An 18,336-nucleotide genomic window follows, 5' to 3' on the forward strand; every position below is an offset into this window, starting at 1 on the left:
GGCGGTCACAACCTCCGCATGGCCACCGTCGGGAGGACGAGCTCGCCGGCCTCGTCGGACGCGTCGCAGTCGATGAGGGCGTCGATCACCCAGTCGTGGTGACCCTCGGGATCGTGGATGATCTGTCGGACCTCGCGGACCCGGGCGGACGTCCCCTCCTCGGCACCCACCGGTTCACCGGCCCGTTCGGGGCCGAGCACCAGGAGTGCGGGCCCGCGGGCATCGGCGTCGAGGAGCACGGTGTCGTGCTCGGCGTAGTAGTCCTCGATCGCCGCGTCCCACACCGAGCGGCCCATGCCCACGCCGCGAGAGGGCTCGGTGCGCTCGGCGGCCGCCCGTTCGAGCCGCATCAGGCCGTCGAGGTCGTCGCGGGACACCAGGTCGACCCGCGCCCACATGGCGTTGCGGACCATCACCTCGAACGTACGCCCCTGCTTGCTGATCGGACGCGGAGGCGGGGGCGGCTCGTGGTGTGCGACCCGCCCGGGCACATGCGCTGGGTCGCTGAGGGCTTCCCACTCGTCCAGCAGCGACGAGTCGGTCTGGCGGATGGTCTCCCCCAGCCACTCGACGAGGTCGTCCAGCTCAGGTGTGCGATGGGACTCCGGCACGGTCTGGCGCAGCGTGCGGTAGGCGTCGGTGAGGTAGCGCAGGACCAGTCCCTCGGACCGGGCGAGCTGGTAGCGGCCGACGAAGTCGGTGAAGCTCATCCCCTGCTCCCACATCATCCGCACCACCGTCTTGGGCGAGAGCGCGTCCTCCCGCAGCCACGGGTGGCGCTGGCGATAGATCTCGTACAACCCCTCCAGCAGCTCCGCGAGAGGCTGGGGCCAGGTGATCTTGTCGAGCAGTGCCATCCGCTCCTCGTACTCGATGCCGTCCGCCTTCATCTCCTGCACGGCCTCGCCGCGAGCAGCGAACTGCTGCGCCATCAGGATCTGCCGGGGCGCCTCCAGCACCGACTCGATCACGGTCACGATGTCGAGGGTGTACGTCGCCGACTCGGGGTCGAGGACGTCCAGGGCAGCCAGCGCGAAGTGGGCCAACGGCTGGTTGAGCGCGAAGTCCGGTGGCAGGTCGACGGTCAACAGGTAGCGCCGGCCGAACTCGTCCACCTCGTCGAGCCGGGTCAGCACGTCGGTGCGCAGCAGGCTGCGGCCGAGCCTCAGGGCCCGCCTCGCCAGCCGCAGCTGCTGGCGGCGGTCCTCGTGGTTGTCGGTGAGGAGCCGGCGCATCACGGCGAAAGCGTCCTCCTCCCGGGTGGCGACGTTGATGAGCATGGCGTTGTCCACGCGCATGCGCGAGGTGAGCTGCTCCGGCACCCCGGCGACGAGCTTGTCGAAGGTCTGCTCGGTCCACACGACGGTGCCCTCGGGCGGCTTCTTCAGCTGCGCCTTCGACTTGCGCTTCTCCTTTGCCCCGGGGGCCGCATTCTTCGCCTCGGCCTTCGCCTTGGCGCGCTCGTTGTCGATCACGTGCTCGGGCGCTTGCACCACCACGTTGCCCGCGACGTCGTAGCCCGCGCGCCCGGCGCGACCGGCGATCTGCAGGAACTCGCGAGTGCGGAGCACGCGCTGGCGGTTGCCGTCGAACTTCGCGAGTCCGCTGAAGAGGACCGTGCGGATCGGCACGTTGATGCCGACGCCGAGGGTGTCGGTGCCGCAGATGACCGTCAACAGGCCTGCCTGCGCCAGTTGCTCCACCAGGCGCCGGTACTTCGGCAGCATGCCCGCGTGGTGCACACCGATGCCGTTGCGGACCATGCGCGAGAGCGTCTTGCCGAAGCCCGCGCCGAAGCGGAAGGCTCCGATCCGGTCGGCGATGGCCTCCTTGTCGACCAACTTCTGCGGCTTCTTCAACAAGTTGGTGGCATGCTCGACCGCGGCCGCCTGGGTGAAGTGCACGACGTAGACCGGCGCCTGACCGGTCGTCACGAGCTCCTCGAGCGTCTCGTCCAGGTGCTCCAGCGACCAGGTGAAGGTCAGCGGGACGGGGCGCTCGGCATCTGCCACCACGGCGACGTCGCGGCCCGTACGCCGCTTCAGGTCCTCGACGAAGAACGAGACGTCACCCAGCGTGGCCGACATCAGGAGGAACTGTGCGTCGACGAGCTCGAGCAGCGGGACCTGCCAGGCCCACCCGCGGTCGGGCTCGGCGTAGAAGTGGAACTCGTCCATCACGACCAGCCCCACGTCGGCTGCGCGACCCTCTCGGAGCGCGATGTTGGCGAGGATCTCCGCCGTGCAGCAGATGATGGGCGCATCGGGGTTGACGGCCGCGTCACCGGTGAGCATCCCGACGTTGTCTGCGCCGAAGACCTCGCACAGGGCGAAGAACTTCTCGCTCACCAGTGCCTTGATCGGCGCGGTGTAGAAGCTCACCTTGTCCTGGGCCAAGGCCGCGACGTGGGCGCCGACGGCCACCAGCGACTTCCCTGATCCGGTGGGCGTGGCCAGAATGACGTGGCTCCCGCCCATCACCTCGATGACCGCTTCGTCCTGGTGCGGATAGAGATCCAGCCCCTGCTCCCCCACCCACGTGGCGAAGGCGTCATAGACCTCGTCCGCGTCCCCGCGCACCGCGCTCAGATGAGTGCTCATCAGTCCCTCGCCCTCGGGTGGGCCGTCGCGAAGACCTCGCGCAGGTTGTCGACGGTGACCAGCGTGTACACCTGGGTGGTCGTGACCGAGGCGTGTCCCAGCAGCTCCTGCACGACCCGGACGTCGGCTCCACCGTCCAGCAAGTGGGTGGCGAACGAGTGGCGCAGGGTGTGCGGCGAGACATCACGGGTGACGCCCGCTCGTTCGGCAGCCTTGACCAGCACTGCCCAGGAGCTCTGGCGCGAGAGCCGGCCGCCGCGTGCGTTGAGGAACATCGCTCCCGCCGGCGTCCGCGGGGAAGCGAACTCCGGGCGGGCCCGGGTGAGGTAGGCCGCCACCGCGTCCAGGGCGTACGCGCCCACGGGCACCAGTCGCTCCTTGGAGCCCTTGCCACGCAGGAGGACCGTCGCGTCAACGGTGTCGAGGTCGTCGATGTCCAACCCAACGGCCTCGGAGATCCGGGCGCCCGTGCCGTACAACAGCTCCAGCAACGCTCGGTCGCGCAGCGCCAGGATCGTGTCAGGGGCGCTGGCGGCTTCCAGGATCGCCTCGACGTCGGCCAGCGGCAGCGCCTTCGGCAGCCGCTTGGCCGGTGTCGGGGGTTTGACCGCACTCGCGGGGTCGAGCGTCGCGAGCCCGTCGGCGACGGCGAACTTGTGGAAGCCGCGGACTGCGACCACGGTGCGAGCGGCCGACGTGGAGCCGAGCGGCGGGTGGTTGGCATCGCCTTCGCGCAGCCGCATCAAGAACCCCGCGACCATCGCCTCGGTGACCTGGTCGAGGGTGCTGACGCCCTGCTCGGACACGTACTCCGCATACCGCCTGAGGTCGCGCCGGTAGGACGTGAGGGTGTTGGCCGCGAGACCGCGCTCCACCGCCAGGTGGTCCAGGTAGATGGAGATGGCGCGCGTGAGCGCGGCCGTGTCAGTCACGCAAGGACGCTATCCAGCCCGACCACGTCGATGCCGACCGCCTCGCCCACCGGCGCGTTGGTGAGGTTCCCGGCATGCGTGTTCAGCCCTAGTGCAAGGCTGCGGTCGTCGCGACAGCCCTGGGCCCAGCCCTTGTCGGCGAGCGCGACGGCGTACGGCAAGGTCGCGTTGGTCAGGGCGTACGTCGAGGTGTTCGGGACTGCGCCGGGCATGTTGGCGACGCAGTAGAACACCGAGTCGTGGATCGGGTAGGTCGGGTCGTCGTGGGTCGTGGCGTGGGAGTCCTCGAAGCAACCGCCCTGGTCGATCGCGATGTCGACCAGCACGGAGCCCGGCTTCATCCGCGAGACGAGGTCGTTGCTGACCAGCTTCGGTGCCGCAGCGCCCGGGATCAGCACGGCGCCGATGACCATGTCCGCCTCCATGACCTGCTGCTCGATGGCGAGCTTGGACGACGCCAGGCCGTGCACCCGGTTGTTGTAGCGCCAGAACGACATCCGCAGCTTGTCCAGGTCGGTGTCGAGCAGGGTGACGTCGGCACCCATCCCGAGCGCGATGTTGGCGGCGTTCTGACCCGAGACACCGGCACCGATGATGACGACCTTGGCGTTGGCGACGCCACCGACGCCGCCCATCAGCACGCCGCGGCCGCCGTTGGCCTTCATCAGCGAGTGCGCGCCGACCTGCGGGGCGAGACAACCCGCGACCTCGGACATCGGGTAGAGCAGCGGGAGTGCGCCGGAGGGCAGCTGGACGGTCTCGTAGGCGATCGCGGTGACCTTGCGCTGCATCAGCTCCTCGGTCAGCGGCTTGTCGGCGGCGAGGTGGAGGTAGGTGAACAGCACCTGGCCCTCACGCATGCGGTGGTATTCCTCCGCGACGGGCTCCTTCACCTTGAGGATCATCTCGGCGGTGCCCCACACGTCGTCGGCCGTGTCGATCATCGTGGCGCCGGCGGCGACGTATTCCGCGTCAGGGACCAGGGAGCCGGAGCCCGCGTCCTTCTCGACGTAGACCTCGTGCCCGTGCTGCACCAGCTCGTGGACGCCGATCGGGGTCAGGGCTACGCGGTACTCGCGGTTCTTGACTTCCTTGGGTACGCCGATCTTCACGACTCGCTCCTCGCAGGTCCCGGGCGCACCTCGTCGTGACGCCGCTCACAGCCGGGGACATTACTCCGGGGCGGGGTCAGGCCTCGTCCAGGGTCCCGCGGCGCCGGTGGGCGTCGTAGGCCAGGACCGCCTGCGCCAGCGGACCCTGTCGCACCCGGCCGGCCAGGACCGCGTCGATGAGGTCGTCCACGGGCGCCCAGAAGACCTCGATCTCGGCCTCCTCGTGCTTCATCTCGAAGTCGCCGCGGGACGCCGGAGTCAGGTTGCGGGCCAGGAAGATCTCGTGCACCTCGTCGGTCAGACCGGCGCTCGGATAGGTGCTGAGCAACTGGCGCCACGACCGCGCCGACATCTCGGCCTCCTCCTGGAGCTCGCGCTTGGCGGTCTCGACCGCCGGTTCGTCCCCGGCGTCGCGCAGGCCGGCAGGCAGCTCGACGAAGACGTGACCGGAGGCGTGCCTGTACTGACGCAGGCACAGCACCCGCTCGTCGTCGTCGACCGCCAGCACGATGACTGCCCCCGGGTGCTCCACCGTGATCCGGGCGAACTCCTGCTCGGGGTGCTCCGGCCGGGTGATGACGTCCTTCCGCACCGCCACGACCCACTCGTCGCCGTAGACCTCTTCACTACTGACCACGGGCCACGAAGCTTCACGATCAGTCAAGGACATCAGGGGCTCGTCACTCATGACGGCGAGCCTAGGCCAGGACCGACCGTGTTTCTGCCGCCGTCAGGACCCGTGGCTAGAGTGCCGAACATGACGCTGTCGAGCCTGACCCAGACCGAAGCCGCCGAGCGGTCCCGCCTGATCGCAGTCGTTCGCTACGACATCGAGGTCGACCTCAGCGGACTGCTCGAAGGGGAGGTCTTCTCCTCGGTCAGCACCATCAGCTTCACCTCGTCCGAGCCCGGCGCCTCGACGTTCGTCGACTGCGTCGCAGACATCTCGCGCGCCACCCTCAACGGCGTCGACCTCGACCTCAGTACGGCGGCGCAGGGCCGGCTCCCCCTCCCCGCCCTGGCGGCCGACAACCTCCTGGTCGTCGAGGCCTCGACCTCCAACACCGCCAGCGGCGAGGGCATCCTGCGCACGGTCGATCCCACCGACAAGCTCGTGTACGTCTGGACGAGCCTGGAGACCGACGAGGCGCGGCGTCTGTGGGCCTGCTTCGACCAACCCGACCTCAAGGCTCCGCACGCGTTCACGGTGCTCGCGCCCCAGACCTGGACGGTCACCTCCAACTCGGCGCCCTCCGACATCAAGGAGATCGACGACGCCACCCGCCTGTGGACCTTCGAGGACACGCCGCGACTCTCGACCTACGTGGTGGTCGTCAACGCTGGCCCCTTCCACGAGATCCGACAGCAGCACGACGGCTACGACCTCGGGTCTTCTGCCGCCAGTCGCTGGTGAGGCACCTCGAGCGGGACCTGGACGAGCTGGTGACGCTCACCCGCCAGGGCCTGTCGTTCTTCGGCGACAAGTTCGGCATCCCCTTCCCGCAGTCGCGCTACGACCAGGTGTTCGTCCCCAACCTCGGCGGCGCGATGGAGAACTGGGGGTGCGTGACCTACGGCGACTCCCAGCTCTTCCGCACTCCCCCGTCGCACAACCAGCGCGCAGTCCGGGCGGAGTTCGTGCTCCACGAGATGGCGCACATGTGGTTCGGCGACCTCGTCACGATGCGTTGGTGGGACGACCTGTGGCTCAACGAGGCGTTCGCGTCGTGGGCCTCCAACTGGGCCATGGCGGAGGCGACGGAGTTCACCGACCAGTGGGCGAGCTTCCTTGCGCTGTACAAGCGCACTGCCTACGACATGGACATGGGCCCGGGTCGTCACCCCATCCGGGGCGAGGTGATCGACGTCAACGGGGCCATGGCCAACTTCGACGCCATCACCTACGTCAAGGGGCAGAGCGTCCTTCACCAGCTGATGGCCTTCATCGGCGAGGACGCCTTCGTCGAAGGGCTGCGCGCCTACTTCGCTGCCCACGCGTACGGCAACACCGTGCTCGACGACCTGATGTCCGCCTATGCCGGCGCCGCCGGCCAGGACCTGTCCTCATGGACGGCCGCATGGCTCGATCGCGCCGGCACCGACGTGCTCGCGCTCGACGGCGACACCATTCGGGCGGAGTCCTCCGACGACGATGCCCCGCGCCCGCACCGCGTCGACATTGCGTCGTACTCCGTCACGGGCGATGTCCTGGAGAGGGTCGCCGTCACACCGGCCCTGCTGACCGGCGACGCGACCCGGGTGGACCTGCCCGAGGGCGACCTGCGACTGCTGAACGCGGACGACCTGACCTTCGCCGCCGTCCGGCCGGACGCCGAGTCGCTGCGGCTCATGCTCCGCCACCTCGGCGCCTTCCCCGAGCCGCTGTCTCGTGCGCTCGTGCTCGGCACCATCACCCAGCTGCTGCTGCTCGCCGAGCTGGCGCCCCGCGACGCGGCCACCGCGATCAGCACCGCCCTCCACACCGAGCGCAACCCGGCACTGGTCGAGCCGTTCCTGTCCGTGGGGTCGCTCGTGGCCGACCGGTGGGCCCCGCCCGCCGAGTCTCCGGCGCTGCGGTCGGCGCTGGCCGACGCCGCTCTCGTGCTCTCGCGCGACCCCGAGCACCGTCAGCCCGCCCTGCGCACCCTGGCCGCGTCAGCGAGCACCGAGGAGCACTGGTCCGCCGCCGAGGAGGCCGCGTCCGCATCGGCGGACTCCGACCTCGCCTGGCGCATGGCCATCCGCCGCGCGGAGCTCGGCCAGCGTGACGACGACGCCTTGGCGCAGATGCTGGACCGTGACCCCGACCCGGACGCCGGTATCAAGCGGCTCAAGGTCCTGGCCGCCTCGCCCGACTCCGAGTCCAAGGAAGCCGTGTGGCGGGCCTTCTTCGTCGACTACGCCGTGCCGGCCAGTCGCGAAACGCTCGAGCTCGGGGCGATCTTCTGGCGCCCGGGTCAGGGCGACCTGCTGGCGCCGTACACCCATCGCTATCTCGAGGAGCTCCCCGACCTCAAGGGCGGCATGCTCAACCAGGGCGTGGTGGTCCGTGGGATGTATCCCCACGCCGTCGGCGACGCATCGTTCCTCGAGGCCGCGGAAGCTGCAAGCGAGGACGACGCGATCAGCCAGTACGCCCGCAACCAGGTCCGGGCCCAGTCGTTCGTGCTGGCCCAGCTGAACCGGGCACGCGAGCTCTAGACGGAGTCATGCTCCGGGTCGTCGTCGGTGTCGAGGCGGCGCAGCCCGTGCTCGTCGATCGGGATCCGCAGCTCGCGCTGCCGGTCGATGGCCGCGCCGATGAGCCCGGCGAAGAGCGGGTGGGGCCGCGTCGGGCGCGACCGCAGCTCCGGGTGCGCCTGCGTCGCGACGTAGTAGGGGTGCACGTCGGCAGGCAGCTCGACGAACTCCACGAGCCCGAGGTCGGGGTTGACCCCGGAGAAGACCAGGCCCGCTTTCTCCAGCTCGCCGCGGTAGGCGTCGTTGAACTCGTAGCGGTGGCGGTGGCGCTCCTCGACCCGGTCGACGCCGTAGGCCTTGGCGACCACGCTGCCCGGCACCAGGTCGGCCGGCTGCAGGCCGAGCCGCATCGTGCCGCCGAGGTCACCAGCACCCTCGACGAACTGCTTCTGCTCCTCCATCGTGGAGATGACGGGCGCAGGAGTGTCGGGCTCGAACTCGGTGGAGCCGGCCCCTTGGATCTCGGCCACGTTGCGGGCGTACTCGATGACCATGCACTGAAGTCCCAGGCACAGGCCGAGCGTCGGGATGTGGTTGGTGCGGGCGTAGGTCAGGGCGCCGAGCTTGCCCTCGAGGCCACGGATGCCGAACCCGCCCGGGACGCACACGGCGTCCACGTCGTGGAGGTGCTTGGCGGCGCCCTGCGGGGTCTCGCACTCGTCCGAGGCGATCCAGCGCAGGTGGACCTTGGCCTCGTGCGCGAACCCGCCGGCACGCAGCGCCTCGGCGACCGAGAGGTAGGCGTCGGGGAGGTCGACGTACTTGCCGACCAGGGCGACGGTGACGTCCTCCTGGGGGTGGTGGACCCGGCGGAGCAGGTCGTCCCACACCGTCCAGTCGACGTCGCGGAACGGCAGGTCCAGTCGGCGTACGACATAGGCGTCGAGTCCCTCGCGGTGCAGCACCTTGGGGATGTCGTAGATGGACGGCGCGTCGGCGGCGGTGACCACCGCCTCGTCGTCAACGTCGCACATCAGCGCGATCTTGCGCTTGATGCCGTCGGGCAGCTCGCGATCGGCCCGGCACACGATGGCGTCCGGCTGGATGCCGATGGACCGCAGTGCGGCCACGGAGTGCTGGGTGGGCTTGGTCTTCAGCTCCCCCGAGGGGCCGATGTAGGGCACCAGCGAGACGTGGATGAAGAAGCAGTGCTCCCGGCCGATCTGGTGCCGGGTCTGGCGAGCAGCCTCGAGGAAGGGCAGCGACTCGATGTCACCGACGGTGCCGCCGATCTCGGTGATCACGACATCGATGTCCGGGCCGCCCATCGCCAGGATGCGGTCCTTGATCTCGTTGGTGATGTGCGGGATCACCTGGACCGTGTCACCGAGGTAGTCGCCGCGGCGCTCCTTGGCGATCACGGCCGAGTAGACCTGCCCGGTCGTCACGTTGGCGATCTGACCGAGGTCGGTGTCGAGGAACCGTTCGTAGTGACCGATGTCGAGATCGGTCTCGGCCCCGTCGTTGGTCACGAAGACCTCGCCGTGCTGGAACGGGTTCATCGTGCCCGGATCCACGTTGAGGTAGGGATCCAGCTTCTGCATCGTCACGCGCAGTCCTCGCGCCTTCAACAGGCTGCCCAGGCTGGAGGCGGTGAGCCCCTTGCCGAGCGAGGAGGCGACGCCTCCGGTCACGAAAACGTGCTTGGTCGGCGTCGGGTTCTTCACGGGGTTCGAGCCTACCCCAGCGGGGCGGGTCCGTCGGCACCCGACGCTCCGAAGGCCCCGCCCGGGGTGCTCAACGACCGCGCCAGTGCCAGCACCGTGGTCACCCGGCCGGCGGCGGTGTCGATGCCGTCCACGGTGGCGACCTCGGCCGAGACCGGCTCCGCGCGCAGCCGCCCGACCTGGCCCTCGCCGCCGTCAGCCAGCGTGCCGGCCACGACCACTCCGCCCGCGGCGCGGGACAGGCCAGCCGCGAGGCCGGCCAGGATCGCGTCGCCGCCCTCCTCGGCCGGTTCACCGCCCAGCACCAGCAGGACCAGCGGTGCCCGCTTGGTCACGCTGCCCTCGAGGGTGAGCAGGTCGGCTCCCACCAGGGTCTCGATGATCCTGTTCTGCTGATCGGTGGCCGGATCCCCTTCCGGGGTCGAGGTCGCGACGGCCACCCCGAGCAGCTGCCCGATCCGGTCGTACGTCGTCGCGTCGGCCGCGATCGTCTTGCCCTGTTGCGTCATCAGCTGGGCGCCCAGGGTGTCGACCAGCGCCTTCTGGTCCGGTGAGACCATGTCCTCGGTGAGCGAGTAGCGCCCGGTGATGGTCCCGCCCGCGGCGGAGACCTCCTCGGCGAGCGCGGTCAGGATCTCCTCGTTGGCGCCCGGGACGGTGACGACGGCCACGCTGCGGTCCGCCAGCTTGGCACTGGTCAGCACCGGGCTCACGGCGCCGGCGAACTCTTCGGCGTACAAGCGAGCAGGGTCGTCCGCCGTCTTCTCCGTCGCTGCGACCGGCGTCGGCTCCGGCTCGCTGAAGTTGGACAGCGGGCCGCCCCCCAGGGCGATACCCACGGCGAGCGCGAAGAAGACCGCCACGATGCTGGTCAGGAAGTGTCGGAAGGTGATCACGGGAGCTTGAGTCCTTGCACGAGTTCGATGAGATCGTCGATGGCGTCGGCCACCACGGGTGTGGCCGCGTCGGCCCACTCCTGGCCCACGGGCGTGACCCCGATGGCGGCCGCGAGTGCGACCAGGCCCGCGAGGGTGACCGCTAGGAGGTGTCGAGGGCGCACCTGGCCGTCGTAGAGCCGCGGCACTGCCGCAGCGTCGACGAGACGCGGACCGACCTTGAGCCGAGTCAGGTAGGTGCTCGGGAGGCCAGTGCGGCTGCGGTCGAGGAACTCGTCCAGCGTCGCGTGCATCCCCACCCCCACGATCAAGCTGGCGCCACCCGCGTCCGCGAGGATCAGGGCGGCGTCCTCGGTCGTGGCGCCGGTCTCGAACCTCAGCGGTTTGACGCCGGAGCGTTCGAACCGCTCGGTGACCGAGTGCGCGGCACCCCGCTCCACCAGGGCCACGACGTCGCGCGCCTTCTTGAGCACCTCGAGGGACGGCAGCTCCTCGTCGGCCACGTGGGCCACCACGATGTCGGGGGTGTGCCCGGCCGCCCGCAGCGCGTCCGCGCCGTCGTCGACGCCGATCAGCACCGGGTCCTGCTCACGGATGAAAGCCTTGATGCCGGTGAGCTCGCTCTCCCACTCATGTCCACGCACCACGACGACGACGGGCCGGTCGGTGAGGTCGGTGACCGTGCGGGGCACGCCTCGACCGTGAAGGAGGAGGTCCTGCTCGCGGCGGAGGAACTCCGTGCTGTTGTGGGTGAAACTCTCCAGCTGCGCCCGCAGGCCACTGCGGGCGGACTCCATCTCGCTGCGCACGACCTCCTCGTCGACGAGTCGACCCATCGCGACCCGGTCGTCGCCGATGAAGAGCTCGCCGTCGTCGACGCGCACACGGGCACCGTCGCGGACCCTGGAGAAGATCTCGCCGCCGAAGGTGTCGAAGACCGGCACGCCTGCTTGCAGGAGCACGTCCGGACCGAGGTTGGGGTAGCGGCCGGAGATCATCGGAGCAGCGTTGAGCACCGCTGCGACGTCCGCGTCCACGAGCGCTTGCGCTGTGGACCTGTCCAGGTCGAGGTGGTCCACGATCGCGATGTCACCCGAGCGCAACCGCGGGATGAGGTGCGAGGTATGGCGATCGAGGCGCGCCACGCCATGGATGCCCGGGAGGGCTGATCGGCGCTGCCGACCGCGCGGTGGGCTGAGTCGCTGGGGGGAGAATTTCATGACCGATCCATGGTGTCAGCCCTGCGACGCGGATCCCGGCAGCCCCCGACGTGGGCGAGTCGCGCATCTCGGCGTCAGCGGTGTCGCCCGTGTCGGGTGTCGGCTCAGCCGTGCGCCCGGGCCGGCGCCGCGGTGTGCAACAGCTCCCGGGCGTGCGCGAGCGCGCTGTCGGACTCCTCGAGGCCCGCCAGCATGCGGGAGAGCTCGCGTTCGCGCCCGGCGTCGTCGAGGACCGTGAGCCCCGAGGTCGTGACGGTGCCGTCACTTGCCTTGTGCACGACGACGTGTCGATCCGCGAAGGCCGCCACCTGCGGCAGGTGCGTCACCACGAGCACCTGGGCGTCCCGCGCCAGCTGCGCCAGCCGACGGCCCACCTCGATGGCGGCCTTGCCGCCGACGCCGGCATCGACCTCGTCGAAGACGAAGATCGGCACCGGGCTCGTCTCGGCCAGGGCCACCTCCACCCCCAGCATGACGCGGGAGAGCTCCCCGCCTGACGCGCCCTTGTGCAGTGGCCGGGCGTCTGCCCCCGTGTTGGCGGCCAGCAGGAGCTCAACGTCGTCGACACCGGCCTGGGTCGCTCGGAGCCAACGGCCCTCGACCTTCAAGGCCCCCGGGGTCGGGTCTTCAGGCTCGGCGACCTCCTGGTCGCGTACGGCGACCGTGAGGGCGGCGTGCGGCATCGCGAGCAGGCCGAGCTCCGTGGTGACGACCGCGGCCAGACGCTTGGCCGCGCGCTGCCGGGCGACGGTGAGCTTGGCAGCGGCGACTGCGAGCTGGTCGCGCAGCAGCCTGCGCTCGGTCGCGAGCTCGGCGATCCTCTCGTCGGTCGAGTCGAGGTCGAGCAGTCGCAAGGACGCCGCCTCCGCCCACGCCAGCACGTCGTCGATCGTGTCGCCGTACTTCCGCGTCAGCGAGGTCAGCGCAGCGCGACGCTCGCTGACGGCGGCCAGCCGCGCAGGATCGGTCTCGAGCCGGGCAGCGTAGGACGCCACGTCCGCGGCGGCGTCGGAGAGCAGGTAGGTGATCTCGGACAACCGGTCCGCCAGCTCGCCGGCCTGGGGGTCGTGCTCGCGCACGCCGTCGAGCAGCGTCCGTGCGGTCGACGTGGTCGTCAACGCGTCGGCGCGGCCTTCTTCGCTGCTCAGCGCCTCGCGGGCCTGCTCTGCGGCCGTGCGCAAGGTGTCCGCGAACCCCAGACGACCCTCTTCGGCGGCCAGGGCCACGTCTTCACCCGACTCGGGCGACACGGCCTCGATCTCGGTGAGACCGAATCGGAGCAGGTCCGCCTCGCGAGCCCGCTCCTGAGCGCTCAGGACGACCAAGCGCTGCTCTCGCTCGACGTCGACGAGTCGTGCGTAGAGACGGCCGTAGGCAGCAGCCGCCTTGGCCAGCGTCGCGCCGCCGAACCGGTCGAGGGCGTCACGCTGCGCCCCTGGCTTGAGCAGACGGTGCTGGTCGGACTGCCCGTGGACCGCCACCAAGGGCTCGGCGACACTGGCCAGCGCGGAGACCGGCACCGTCGCGCCGCCGACCCACGCGCGGGAACGGCCCTCCGAGGCGATGTTGCGTGCCAGGACGACCCGGCCGTCCTCTGCCTCTCCTCCGGCCTCCTCGACCGCTGCGAGCACCTCAGGAAGTCGGGAGACACTGATGACGCCTTCGACGCGGGCGCCTGCGGCGCCGGTGCGAACCGCGCCGGGGTCAGCACGTCCCCCGAGCAGCAGTCCCAGGGCCGTGACGACCATGGTCTTGCCGGCACCTGTCTCCCCGGTGATGACGGTCAGGCCGGGGCCCAGCTCGAGGGTCGACGACTCGATGACGCCCAAGGACCTGATCCGGATCTCCTCAAGCATCCGAGGTGCCCTCTTCGCGGCGGCGGCGTTCTGAGGCGCCGCGCCATCCCTCGACGGGGAGGTCGAACTTGGCCACCAGACGGTCCGTGAACGGCGCCTCGCGCAGCCGCACCAGCCACACCGGCCGCTCTCCGCGACGCACCTCGATGCGCGCCCCGGGTGGCAGGTCGACCGTACGGCGGCCGTCGCACCACAGCACCCCGGAGCCCTCGTTCTCGCTCAGGACCTCGATCGCCAGCACGCTCGTCGGCGCAACCACCATCGGTCGGGCGAAGAGCGCGTGCGCACTGATGGGCACGATCAGCAGCGCCTCCACACCTGGCCACACGATCGGCCCGCCCGCGCTGAAGTTGTAGGCCGTCGAGCCGGTGGGCGTCGCGCACACGACGCCGTCGCATCCCCACCGCGACAGCGGCCGACCATCGATCTCGACGACCACCTGGAGCATCCGCTCGCGTGCCGCCTTCTCCACGCTCGCCTCGTTCAGCGCAAAGGTGGAGGCGATCAGCTCCTTGCCCCGGTGCACGGTGACGTCGATGGTCAGCCGTTCCTCGGTGACGTATCGCCGCTCCACGATGGCCTCGATCGTGATCGCGACGTCATCCTGCTCTGCTTCCGCCAGGAAGCCCACGTGGCCGAGGTTGACCCCCAGCAGCGGGGTCCCGCTCGTCCTCGTCAGCTCTGCGGCTCTCAGGATCGAGCCGTCACCCCCGATGACCAGCGCGAGCTCGCAGCCTGCGCCCGCGTGCTCCTCGTCGTCGACGATCTCGATCCACCCCTCCGGCGCGGTCCCGGAGGTGGGCTCGAGATCGAGGTCCTCAGCCTCCGGCGCCAGGAGCCGGACGGCGATCCCGTGCTTGTTGAGCGCGCGAACGCACTCCCGGGCGACGTCGCGCGCGGCTGCCCTGCCGGTGTGGGCCAGGAGCAGCACCCGGCGCTGTGGGTCTGGCTCGGGCGCGGTGTCGGTCACGGGTCCACCCTCTCACCCGCCACCCCCAGCGACGCGCTGCGCTCGACCTCGGCCCGTACGTCGTCGTCGTCGATGGCCGCCGGTCCACGTCGCAACAACAGGAAGAACTCCACGTTGCCGGAGGGACCCGGCAGCGGGCTGGTCGTGACCGCCACCGCTCCCCACCCACGAGTCGCGGCTGCGCGGGCGATCCCGGACACGGCCTCGGCCCGCAGGTGAAGACTTCGTACGACCCCGCCCTTGCCGACCCGGTCCTTGCCGACCTCGAACTGCGGCTTGACCATCAGCGCCAGCTCCCCATCGGACGCCGTCACTGCGATCAGTGCGTCCAGGACCAGCTCGAGGGAGATGAAGGAGAGATCTCCGACGACCAGGTCGACGGGTTCACCGACGATGTCCGGGCTCAGCTCGCGCACGTTGGTGCGATCGTGGACCACGACCCGGTCGTCGCTCTGGAGGGACCACGCGAGCTGGCCGTACCCGACGTCCACGGCCACCACTTCGCGAGCGCCGGCCCGCAACAGGACGTCGGTGAATCCCCCGGTCGAGGCACCCGCGTCGAGGCAGCGCTTGCCCGAGATGCTGACACCCGCTGATGCGAAGGCGCTCAGCGCGCCCGCCAGCTTGTGCCCTCCTCGTGAGACGTAGTCCACTCGGTCGGGATCCTGCCGGACCACGATGGCGACGTCGGTCGTCACGGCCGTGGCCGGCTTGGTCGCCACGGCGCCCGACACCTTGACGCGTCCGTCGGCGATGAGCTCGCTGGCGTGCTCGCGTGATCGGGCCAGTCCGCGCCGGACGAGCTCGGCGTCGAGCCGAAGGCGACGAGGCGGCACGTTCAGCCGTGTCGCGGATCGAGCGCGCGGCGTAGCCGCTCGTGGGCCTGCTCGAAGACGGCCGCGTGGTCGGCCACAGGTTGGGTTTCGAGACCCTCCATCGAGGCCAGCACGTCAGCCACGGCGGAGACCTCGCCGTCGGACTCGACGCTGTCGGCGCCGGTGTGCTCGTCGAACTCGCTCATGGACGCGAGGTTACCGCCCACCACGACCGTCCCCGTCCGGTGGCTGCACCTGCGTCACGTCCACCACGGAGCCAGACGTGTCGAACGCGTCCCAGCTGGAGGTCGCCACCACCCGCCACCAGTCGGCGGTCGGGCCTTCGCCCTCGACGAGGAGCGTTCCGTCCTCCACGGTCGCGACCCAGCCGCCCAGCCGCGTCCGGCCCTCGGCCTGTGCAGGCACGTCGTGGGTGTGGAAGAGGCCCTCCAGATCGGGCGAGACGTAGCTGGGCCGCAGGCGCGGTGGGGCGGCCACCAGCTCGGGTAGGCCGGTGACGCCGGTCATGACCAGCAGCGAGTCCACCCCGACCGCGTGGGCGCCCTCGATGTCGGTGTCGAGCCGGTCCCCGACCATCAGCGGTCGCTCGCCTCCGACCCGACGGATCGTCTCGTCCAGCAGTGGCCGGGCGGGCTTGCCGGCCACGATCGGCTCCACCCCGGCGAAGCGGGTGATCGCACCGACCAGCACTCCGTGCCCGGGCGCCAGGCCGTAGTCGGTGGGGATGGTCATGTCGGTGTTGCTGGCGACGTAGGGCAGTCCGCCGCGGACCAGCGTGGCAGCCCTCATGACGTCCTTCCACAGCACGTCCGGGCCATAGCCACTGACGACAGCCGCGGCCTCGCTCGGCTCGGTCGTGATCGTCAGCCCCTCCGCTGCCAGAGCGGCCTCCAGACCTCGGCCCCCGAGCAGCAGCACCGAGGCACTGGAGCCGAACCGCTCCTTCACGACTCTGGCAGCGGCCTGCGCTGAGGTCACCACGTCAGCAGCGGTGGCCTCGATGCCCATCGTGGTCAGCTTCTCGGCCACTCGGTCGGGCGTTCGCGACGCGTTGTTGGTGACGAACGCAAGGTGTACACCGGAGGCGCGGACGCGCTCGAGCCGGTCCGGGACCCCCGGGATCGCTCTGCCCCCGACATAGACGACGCCGTCAAGGTCGAACATCGCCAGGTCGTAGCTGTTCAGCAGTGGTTCCCCACAGGCCTTGAGCACGTTCACCCTCCCGTTGGCCGTAACTCTTTGGCCCCTACGATGCTCCGATGGACGTCGCGCCGGTGATCACGCCTCCGTATGTGGCGAAGCCCTTGCGACTCGTTCCGTTCCGAGCACTGCTGTTGACGTCCACCCGTGTGGGCGACCCCTCATCGGCGCGAGCCTTCGCCCGACCCTATCGCGGCGTCAGCGCGCGACTGCGCGCCTGGGAGGCGGCCGGCCGGCTGACCCGCGAGGACCAGCCGGCCCTCTACCTGCACGAGTACACCTCCGGTGGGCTCACCGTGCGAGGCCTTGTCGGCGCGCTGGCGATCGATCGACGCGCTACCGGGCTCGACGACCGTGCCGTTTGGCCGCATGAGGGCATCCATCCCGAACAGGCCAGGGAGCTTGCATCCCGGATGCACGAGATGGGGATGAATCCCGCACCGATCCTGCTCGTGCACGAAGGCCCGACCGACGCCCGGGCGCTGCTCAAGAAGGTTGCGGCTCGGTCTCCGGACGTGGAGTATCTCGACCGCACCGAACGACAGCAACGCATCTGGGCCATCAGCGACCACGCGGAGATCACCGCGATCAACGATGCACTGAGGAACAGTGCCGCCCTGATCGCTGACGGACACCACCGCTACGCCGCCTACCTGCAGTTGCAGGAGGAGCACCCGGGCACCGCGTGGGACCGCGGACTTGCGATGTTGGTGGACCAGACAGACACCCCGCTGTTCCTCGGCCCCATTCACCGCACCCTCGGACACGTCACCCTGACCGACGTCACTGCAGCCGCACTGGGCACCGGGGCACAGGTGAAAGCGTTGCCGCGCGAGGACGCGCTGGCCGAGCTGTCCTCTCACAGCCTCGTCCTCACCGACGGAGCCGAGTGGTCCGTGATCACGCCACCCAGCGCCCTCGGTCTCGAGCTGGTCGAGTGGCTCCAGTCCGTGCTCGTCCCCGCGCTGGCCGAGCACGTGCCGGTCGTGGCCTTCCATCACGCGGCGGACGAAGCCCTCACTCGCGCCGGACGAGACACGGTCGCAGTCCTGTTGCCGGCCCCGGACTTCCGAGCGGTGCGGGACGTGGTCAACCGCGGGGGGCTCCTCCCGGAGAAGGCCACGTCATTCCAACCCAAACCGAGCCTCGGAGTGCTCATGCGCTCGGTGCACGACGAAGCATCCGAGCCGCGCTGACCTCGATGTCCACCCGGGACGCTCGTCCGGTTGCCGTGGCGAAGAACCGTCGGCGCACGGCTCCCTCGATCTCCACGAGATCGTCCTTGCGCCACGTCCTGGCCGACCTGCGGACCCGCGACGTCCACGCCGTGCAGTCCAGGGTGTCGACGCGCTGGGTCGACCCGTGCCTCTCCGGTCGCGCCACGATGACCCGAAAGCTCGAAATCGTGTCGCCACTGGGTAGGTCGGTCTCGGTCGCTTCGGCCCCGACCCTGCCAACCAGGCGAACGGTGTTCACTGCATCGCTGTCCTGTGCAGACATTGCACATCACCTCCGAGACCAAGGTTGGCGACTCCCTCCGACATGGGCGTGAGGTCGTACGGCGACGCTGTGGATGACCTCGGCACACCGCAGCCTGTGGACGTCCTACGGACCATCCGTCCGGGAACGCAAAAGAGGGGCCACCTCGCGGTGACCCCTCTTTCGCAATGTATGTCCGGCGGCGTCCTACTCTCCCACAGCCTCTCGGTTGCAGTACCATCGGCGCTGAAAGGCTTAACTTCCGGGTTCGGTATGGGACCGGGTGTTTCCCTTTCGCTATGGCCGCCGTAACTCTGGCGGAACACAC

16 protein-coding genes and 1 rRNA gene are annotated in these 18,336 nt (G+C 70.0%); 3 read left to right on the forward strand and 14 right to left on the reverse strand.

Translation table 11 applies throughout. The annotated features are described in order from the left end of the window. Positions 1-5: 5 nt before the first annotated feature. The 4 genes from VNJ48_RS04535 to VNJ48_RS04550 form a co-directional block, all read right to left on the reverse strand. Complete coding sequence (locus VNJ48_RS04535) at positions 6-2,600, reverse strand: DEAD/DEAH box helicase (RefSeq protein WP_325599546.1); 2,595 nt, start codon at positions 2,598-2,600, stop codon at positions 6-8. Then, positions 2,600-3,532 carry a site-specific tyrosine recombinase XerD gene (gene xerD / locus VNJ48_RS04540; RefSeq protein WP_325599548.1) on the reverse strand — a complete coding sequence of 311 codons (933 nt, stop codon included), beginning with the start codon at positions 3,530-3,532 and terminating at the stop codon, positions 2,600-2,602. The genes VNJ48_RS04535 and xerD overlap by 1 nt, the downstream gene beginning before the upstream one ends. After that, positions 3,529-4,644, reverse strand: coding sequence for an alanine dehydrogenase (ald, locus tag VNJ48_RS04545; protein WP_325599550.1), 1,116 nt, complete (start codon positions 4,642-4,644; stop codon positions 3,529-3,531). The genes xerD and ald overlap by 4 nt, the downstream gene beginning before the upstream one ends. Positions 4,645-4,720: 76 nt before the next feature. Beyond that, positions 4,721-5,332 carry an NUDIX hydrolase gene (locus tag VNJ48_RS04550; protein ID WP_325599552.1) on the reverse strand — a complete coding sequence of 204 codons (612 nt, stop codon included), beginning with the start codon at positions 5,330-5,332 and terminating at the stop codon, positions 4,721-4,723. Between the two features lie 69 nt (positions 5,333-5,401). On the opposite strand from VNJ48_RS04550, the gene VNJ48_RS04555 reads away from it, so the two are divergent. Further along, positions 5,402-6,058, forward strand: a complete 657-nt coding sequence (locus tag VNJ48_RS04555; protein ID WP_325599554.1) for a hypothetical protein — start codon at positions 5,402-5,404, stop codon at positions 6,056-6,058. After that, positions 6,055-7,845, forward strand: coding sequence for a M1 family aminopeptidase (locus VNJ48_RS04560; protein ID WP_325599556.1), 1,791 nt, complete (start codon positions 6,055-6,057; stop codon positions 7,843-7,845). Before VNJ48_RS04555 ends, VNJ48_RS04560 begins: the two co-directional genes overlap by 4 nt. Here the strand turns inward: VNJ48_RS04560 and VNJ48_RS04565 are convergent. The 8 genes from VNJ48_RS04565 to VNJ48_RS04600 all read right to left on the reverse strand — a co-directional run bounded on the left by VNJ48_RS04565 (position 7,842) and on the right by VNJ48_RS04600 (position 16,541). Then, a complete protein-coding gene (locus tag VNJ48_RS04565) occupies positions 7,842-9,551 on the reverse strand; it encodes a CTP synthase (RefSeq protein WP_325599558.1) in 1,710 nt (569 codons plus the stop codon). The two genes, VNJ48_RS04560 and VNJ48_RS04565, sit on opposite strands and share 4 nt — an antisense overlap. An 11-nt stretch (positions 9,552-9,562) precedes the next feature. Then, positions 9,563-10,447 (reverse strand): copper transporter, encoded by an 885-nt coding sequence (locus tag VNJ48_RS04570; RefSeq protein ID WP_325599560.1) that lies wholly within the window; start codon positions 10,445-10,447, stop codon positions 9,563-9,565. Then, the gene (gene steA, locus VNJ48_RS04575; RefSeq protein ID WP_325599562.1) at positions 10,444-11,667 is read right to left on the reverse strand and encodes a putative cytokinetic ring protein SteA; all 1,224 of its coding nucleotides are present in this window, start codon (positions 11,665-11,667) and stop codon (positions 10,444-10,446) included. The genes VNJ48_RS04570 and steA overlap by 4 nt, the downstream gene beginning before the upstream one ends. 104 nt (positions 11,668-11,771) lie before the next feature. Next, positions 11,772-13,523 (reverse strand): DNA repair protein RecN, encoded by a 1,752-nt coding sequence (recN, locus tag VNJ48_RS04580; RefSeq protein WP_325599564.1) that lies wholly within the window; start codon positions 13,521-13,523, stop codon positions 11,772-11,774. Then, positions 13,516-14,493, reverse strand: a complete 978-nt coding sequence (locus VNJ48_RS04585; RefSeq protein ID WP_325599566.1) for an NAD kinase — start codon at positions 14,491-14,493, stop codon at positions 13,516-13,518. Before VNJ48_RS04585 ends, recN begins: the two co-directional genes overlap by 8 nt. After that, positions 14,490-15,329 (reverse strand): TlyA family RNA methyltransferase, encoded by an 840-nt coding sequence (locus VNJ48_RS04590; protein WP_325599568.1) that lies wholly within the window; start codon positions 15,327-15,329, stop codon positions 14,490-14,492. Before VNJ48_RS04590 ends, VNJ48_RS04585 begins: the two co-directional genes overlap by 4 nt. A 2-nt stretch (positions 15,330-15,331) precedes the next feature. Next, positions 15,332-15,514 carry a hypothetical protein gene (locus tag VNJ48_RS04595; RefSeq protein ID WP_325599570.1) on the reverse strand — a complete coding sequence of 61 codons (183 nt, stop codon included), beginning with the start codon at positions 15,512-15,514 and terminating at the stop codon, positions 15,332-15,334. Positions 15,515-15,524: 10 nt separating this feature from the next. Continuing rightward, positions 15,525-16,541: an HAD-IIA family hydrolase gene (locus VNJ48_RS04600; protein WP_325599572.1), complete on the reverse strand. Its 1,017-nt coding sequence runs from the start codon at positions 16,539-16,541 to the stop codon at positions 15,525-15,527. 47 nt (positions 16,542-16,588) lie between these two features. Between VNJ48_RS04600 and VNJ48_RS04605 the strand changes: the two genes are divergently transcribed. Next, on the forward strand, positions 16,589-17,725 hold the full coding sequence (locus VNJ48_RS04605; protein ID WP_325599574.1) for a DUF1015 family protein: 1,137 nt from the start codon (positions 16,589-16,591) through the stop codon (positions 17,723-17,725). Here VNJ48_RS04605 and VNJ48_RS04610 read toward each other — a convergent pair. Further along, a complete protein-coding gene (locus VNJ48_RS04610) occupies positions 17,685-18,029 on the reverse strand; it encodes a single-stranded DNA-binding protein (RefSeq protein WP_325599576.1) in 345 nt (114 codons plus the stop codon). The two genes, VNJ48_RS04605 and VNJ48_RS04610, sit on opposite strands and share 41 nt — an antisense overlap. A 173-nt stretch (positions 18,030-18,202) precedes the next feature. Then, positions 18,203-18,319, reverse strand: a 5S ribosomal RNA gene (gene rrf / locus VNJ48_RS04615). Positions 18,320-18,336 lie beyond the last annotated feature (17 nt).

The sequence above is a fragment of the Nocardioides sp. genome (assembly GCF_035576065.1).
Lineage (GTDB): Bacteria > Actinomycetota > Actinomycetes > Propionibacteriales > Nocardioidaceae > Nocardioides.

Bases quoted from the DNA above. Each gene is read 5' to 3' on its own strand.
- steA (WP_325599562.1), bottom strand. From the start codon at position 11,667: ATGAAATTCTCCCCCCAGCGACTCAGCCCACCGCGCGGTCGGCAGCGC.
- VNJ48_RS04605 (WP_325599574.1), top strand. From the start codon at position 16,589: ATGGACGTCGCGCCGGTGATCACGCCTCCGTATGTGGCGAAGCCCTTG.
- VNJ48_RS04610 (WP_325599576.1), bottom strand. From the start codon at position 18,029: ATGTCTGCACAGGACAGCGATGCAGTGAACACCGTTCGCCTGGTTGGC.
- VNJ48_RS04535 (WP_325599546.1), bottom strand. From the start codon at position 2,600: ATGAGCACTCATCTGAGCGCGGTGCGCGGGGACGCGGACGAGGTCTAT.
- recN (WP_325599564.1), bottom strand. From the start codon at position 13,523: ATGCTTGAGGAGATCCGGATCAGGTCCTTGGGCGTCATCGAGTCGTCG.
- VNJ48_RS04595 (WP_325599570.1), bottom strand. From the start codon at position 15,514: ATGAGCGAGTTCGACGAGCACACCGGCGCCGACAGCGTCGAGTCCGAC.
- VNJ48_RS04555 (WP_325599554.1), top strand. From the start codon at position 5,402: ATGACGCTGTCGAGCCTGACCCAGACCGAAGCCGCCGAGCGGTCCCGC.
- VNJ48_RS04550 (WP_325599552.1), bottom strand. From the start codon at position 5,332: ATGAGTGACGAGCCCCTGATGTCCTTGACTGATCGTGAAGCTTCGTGG.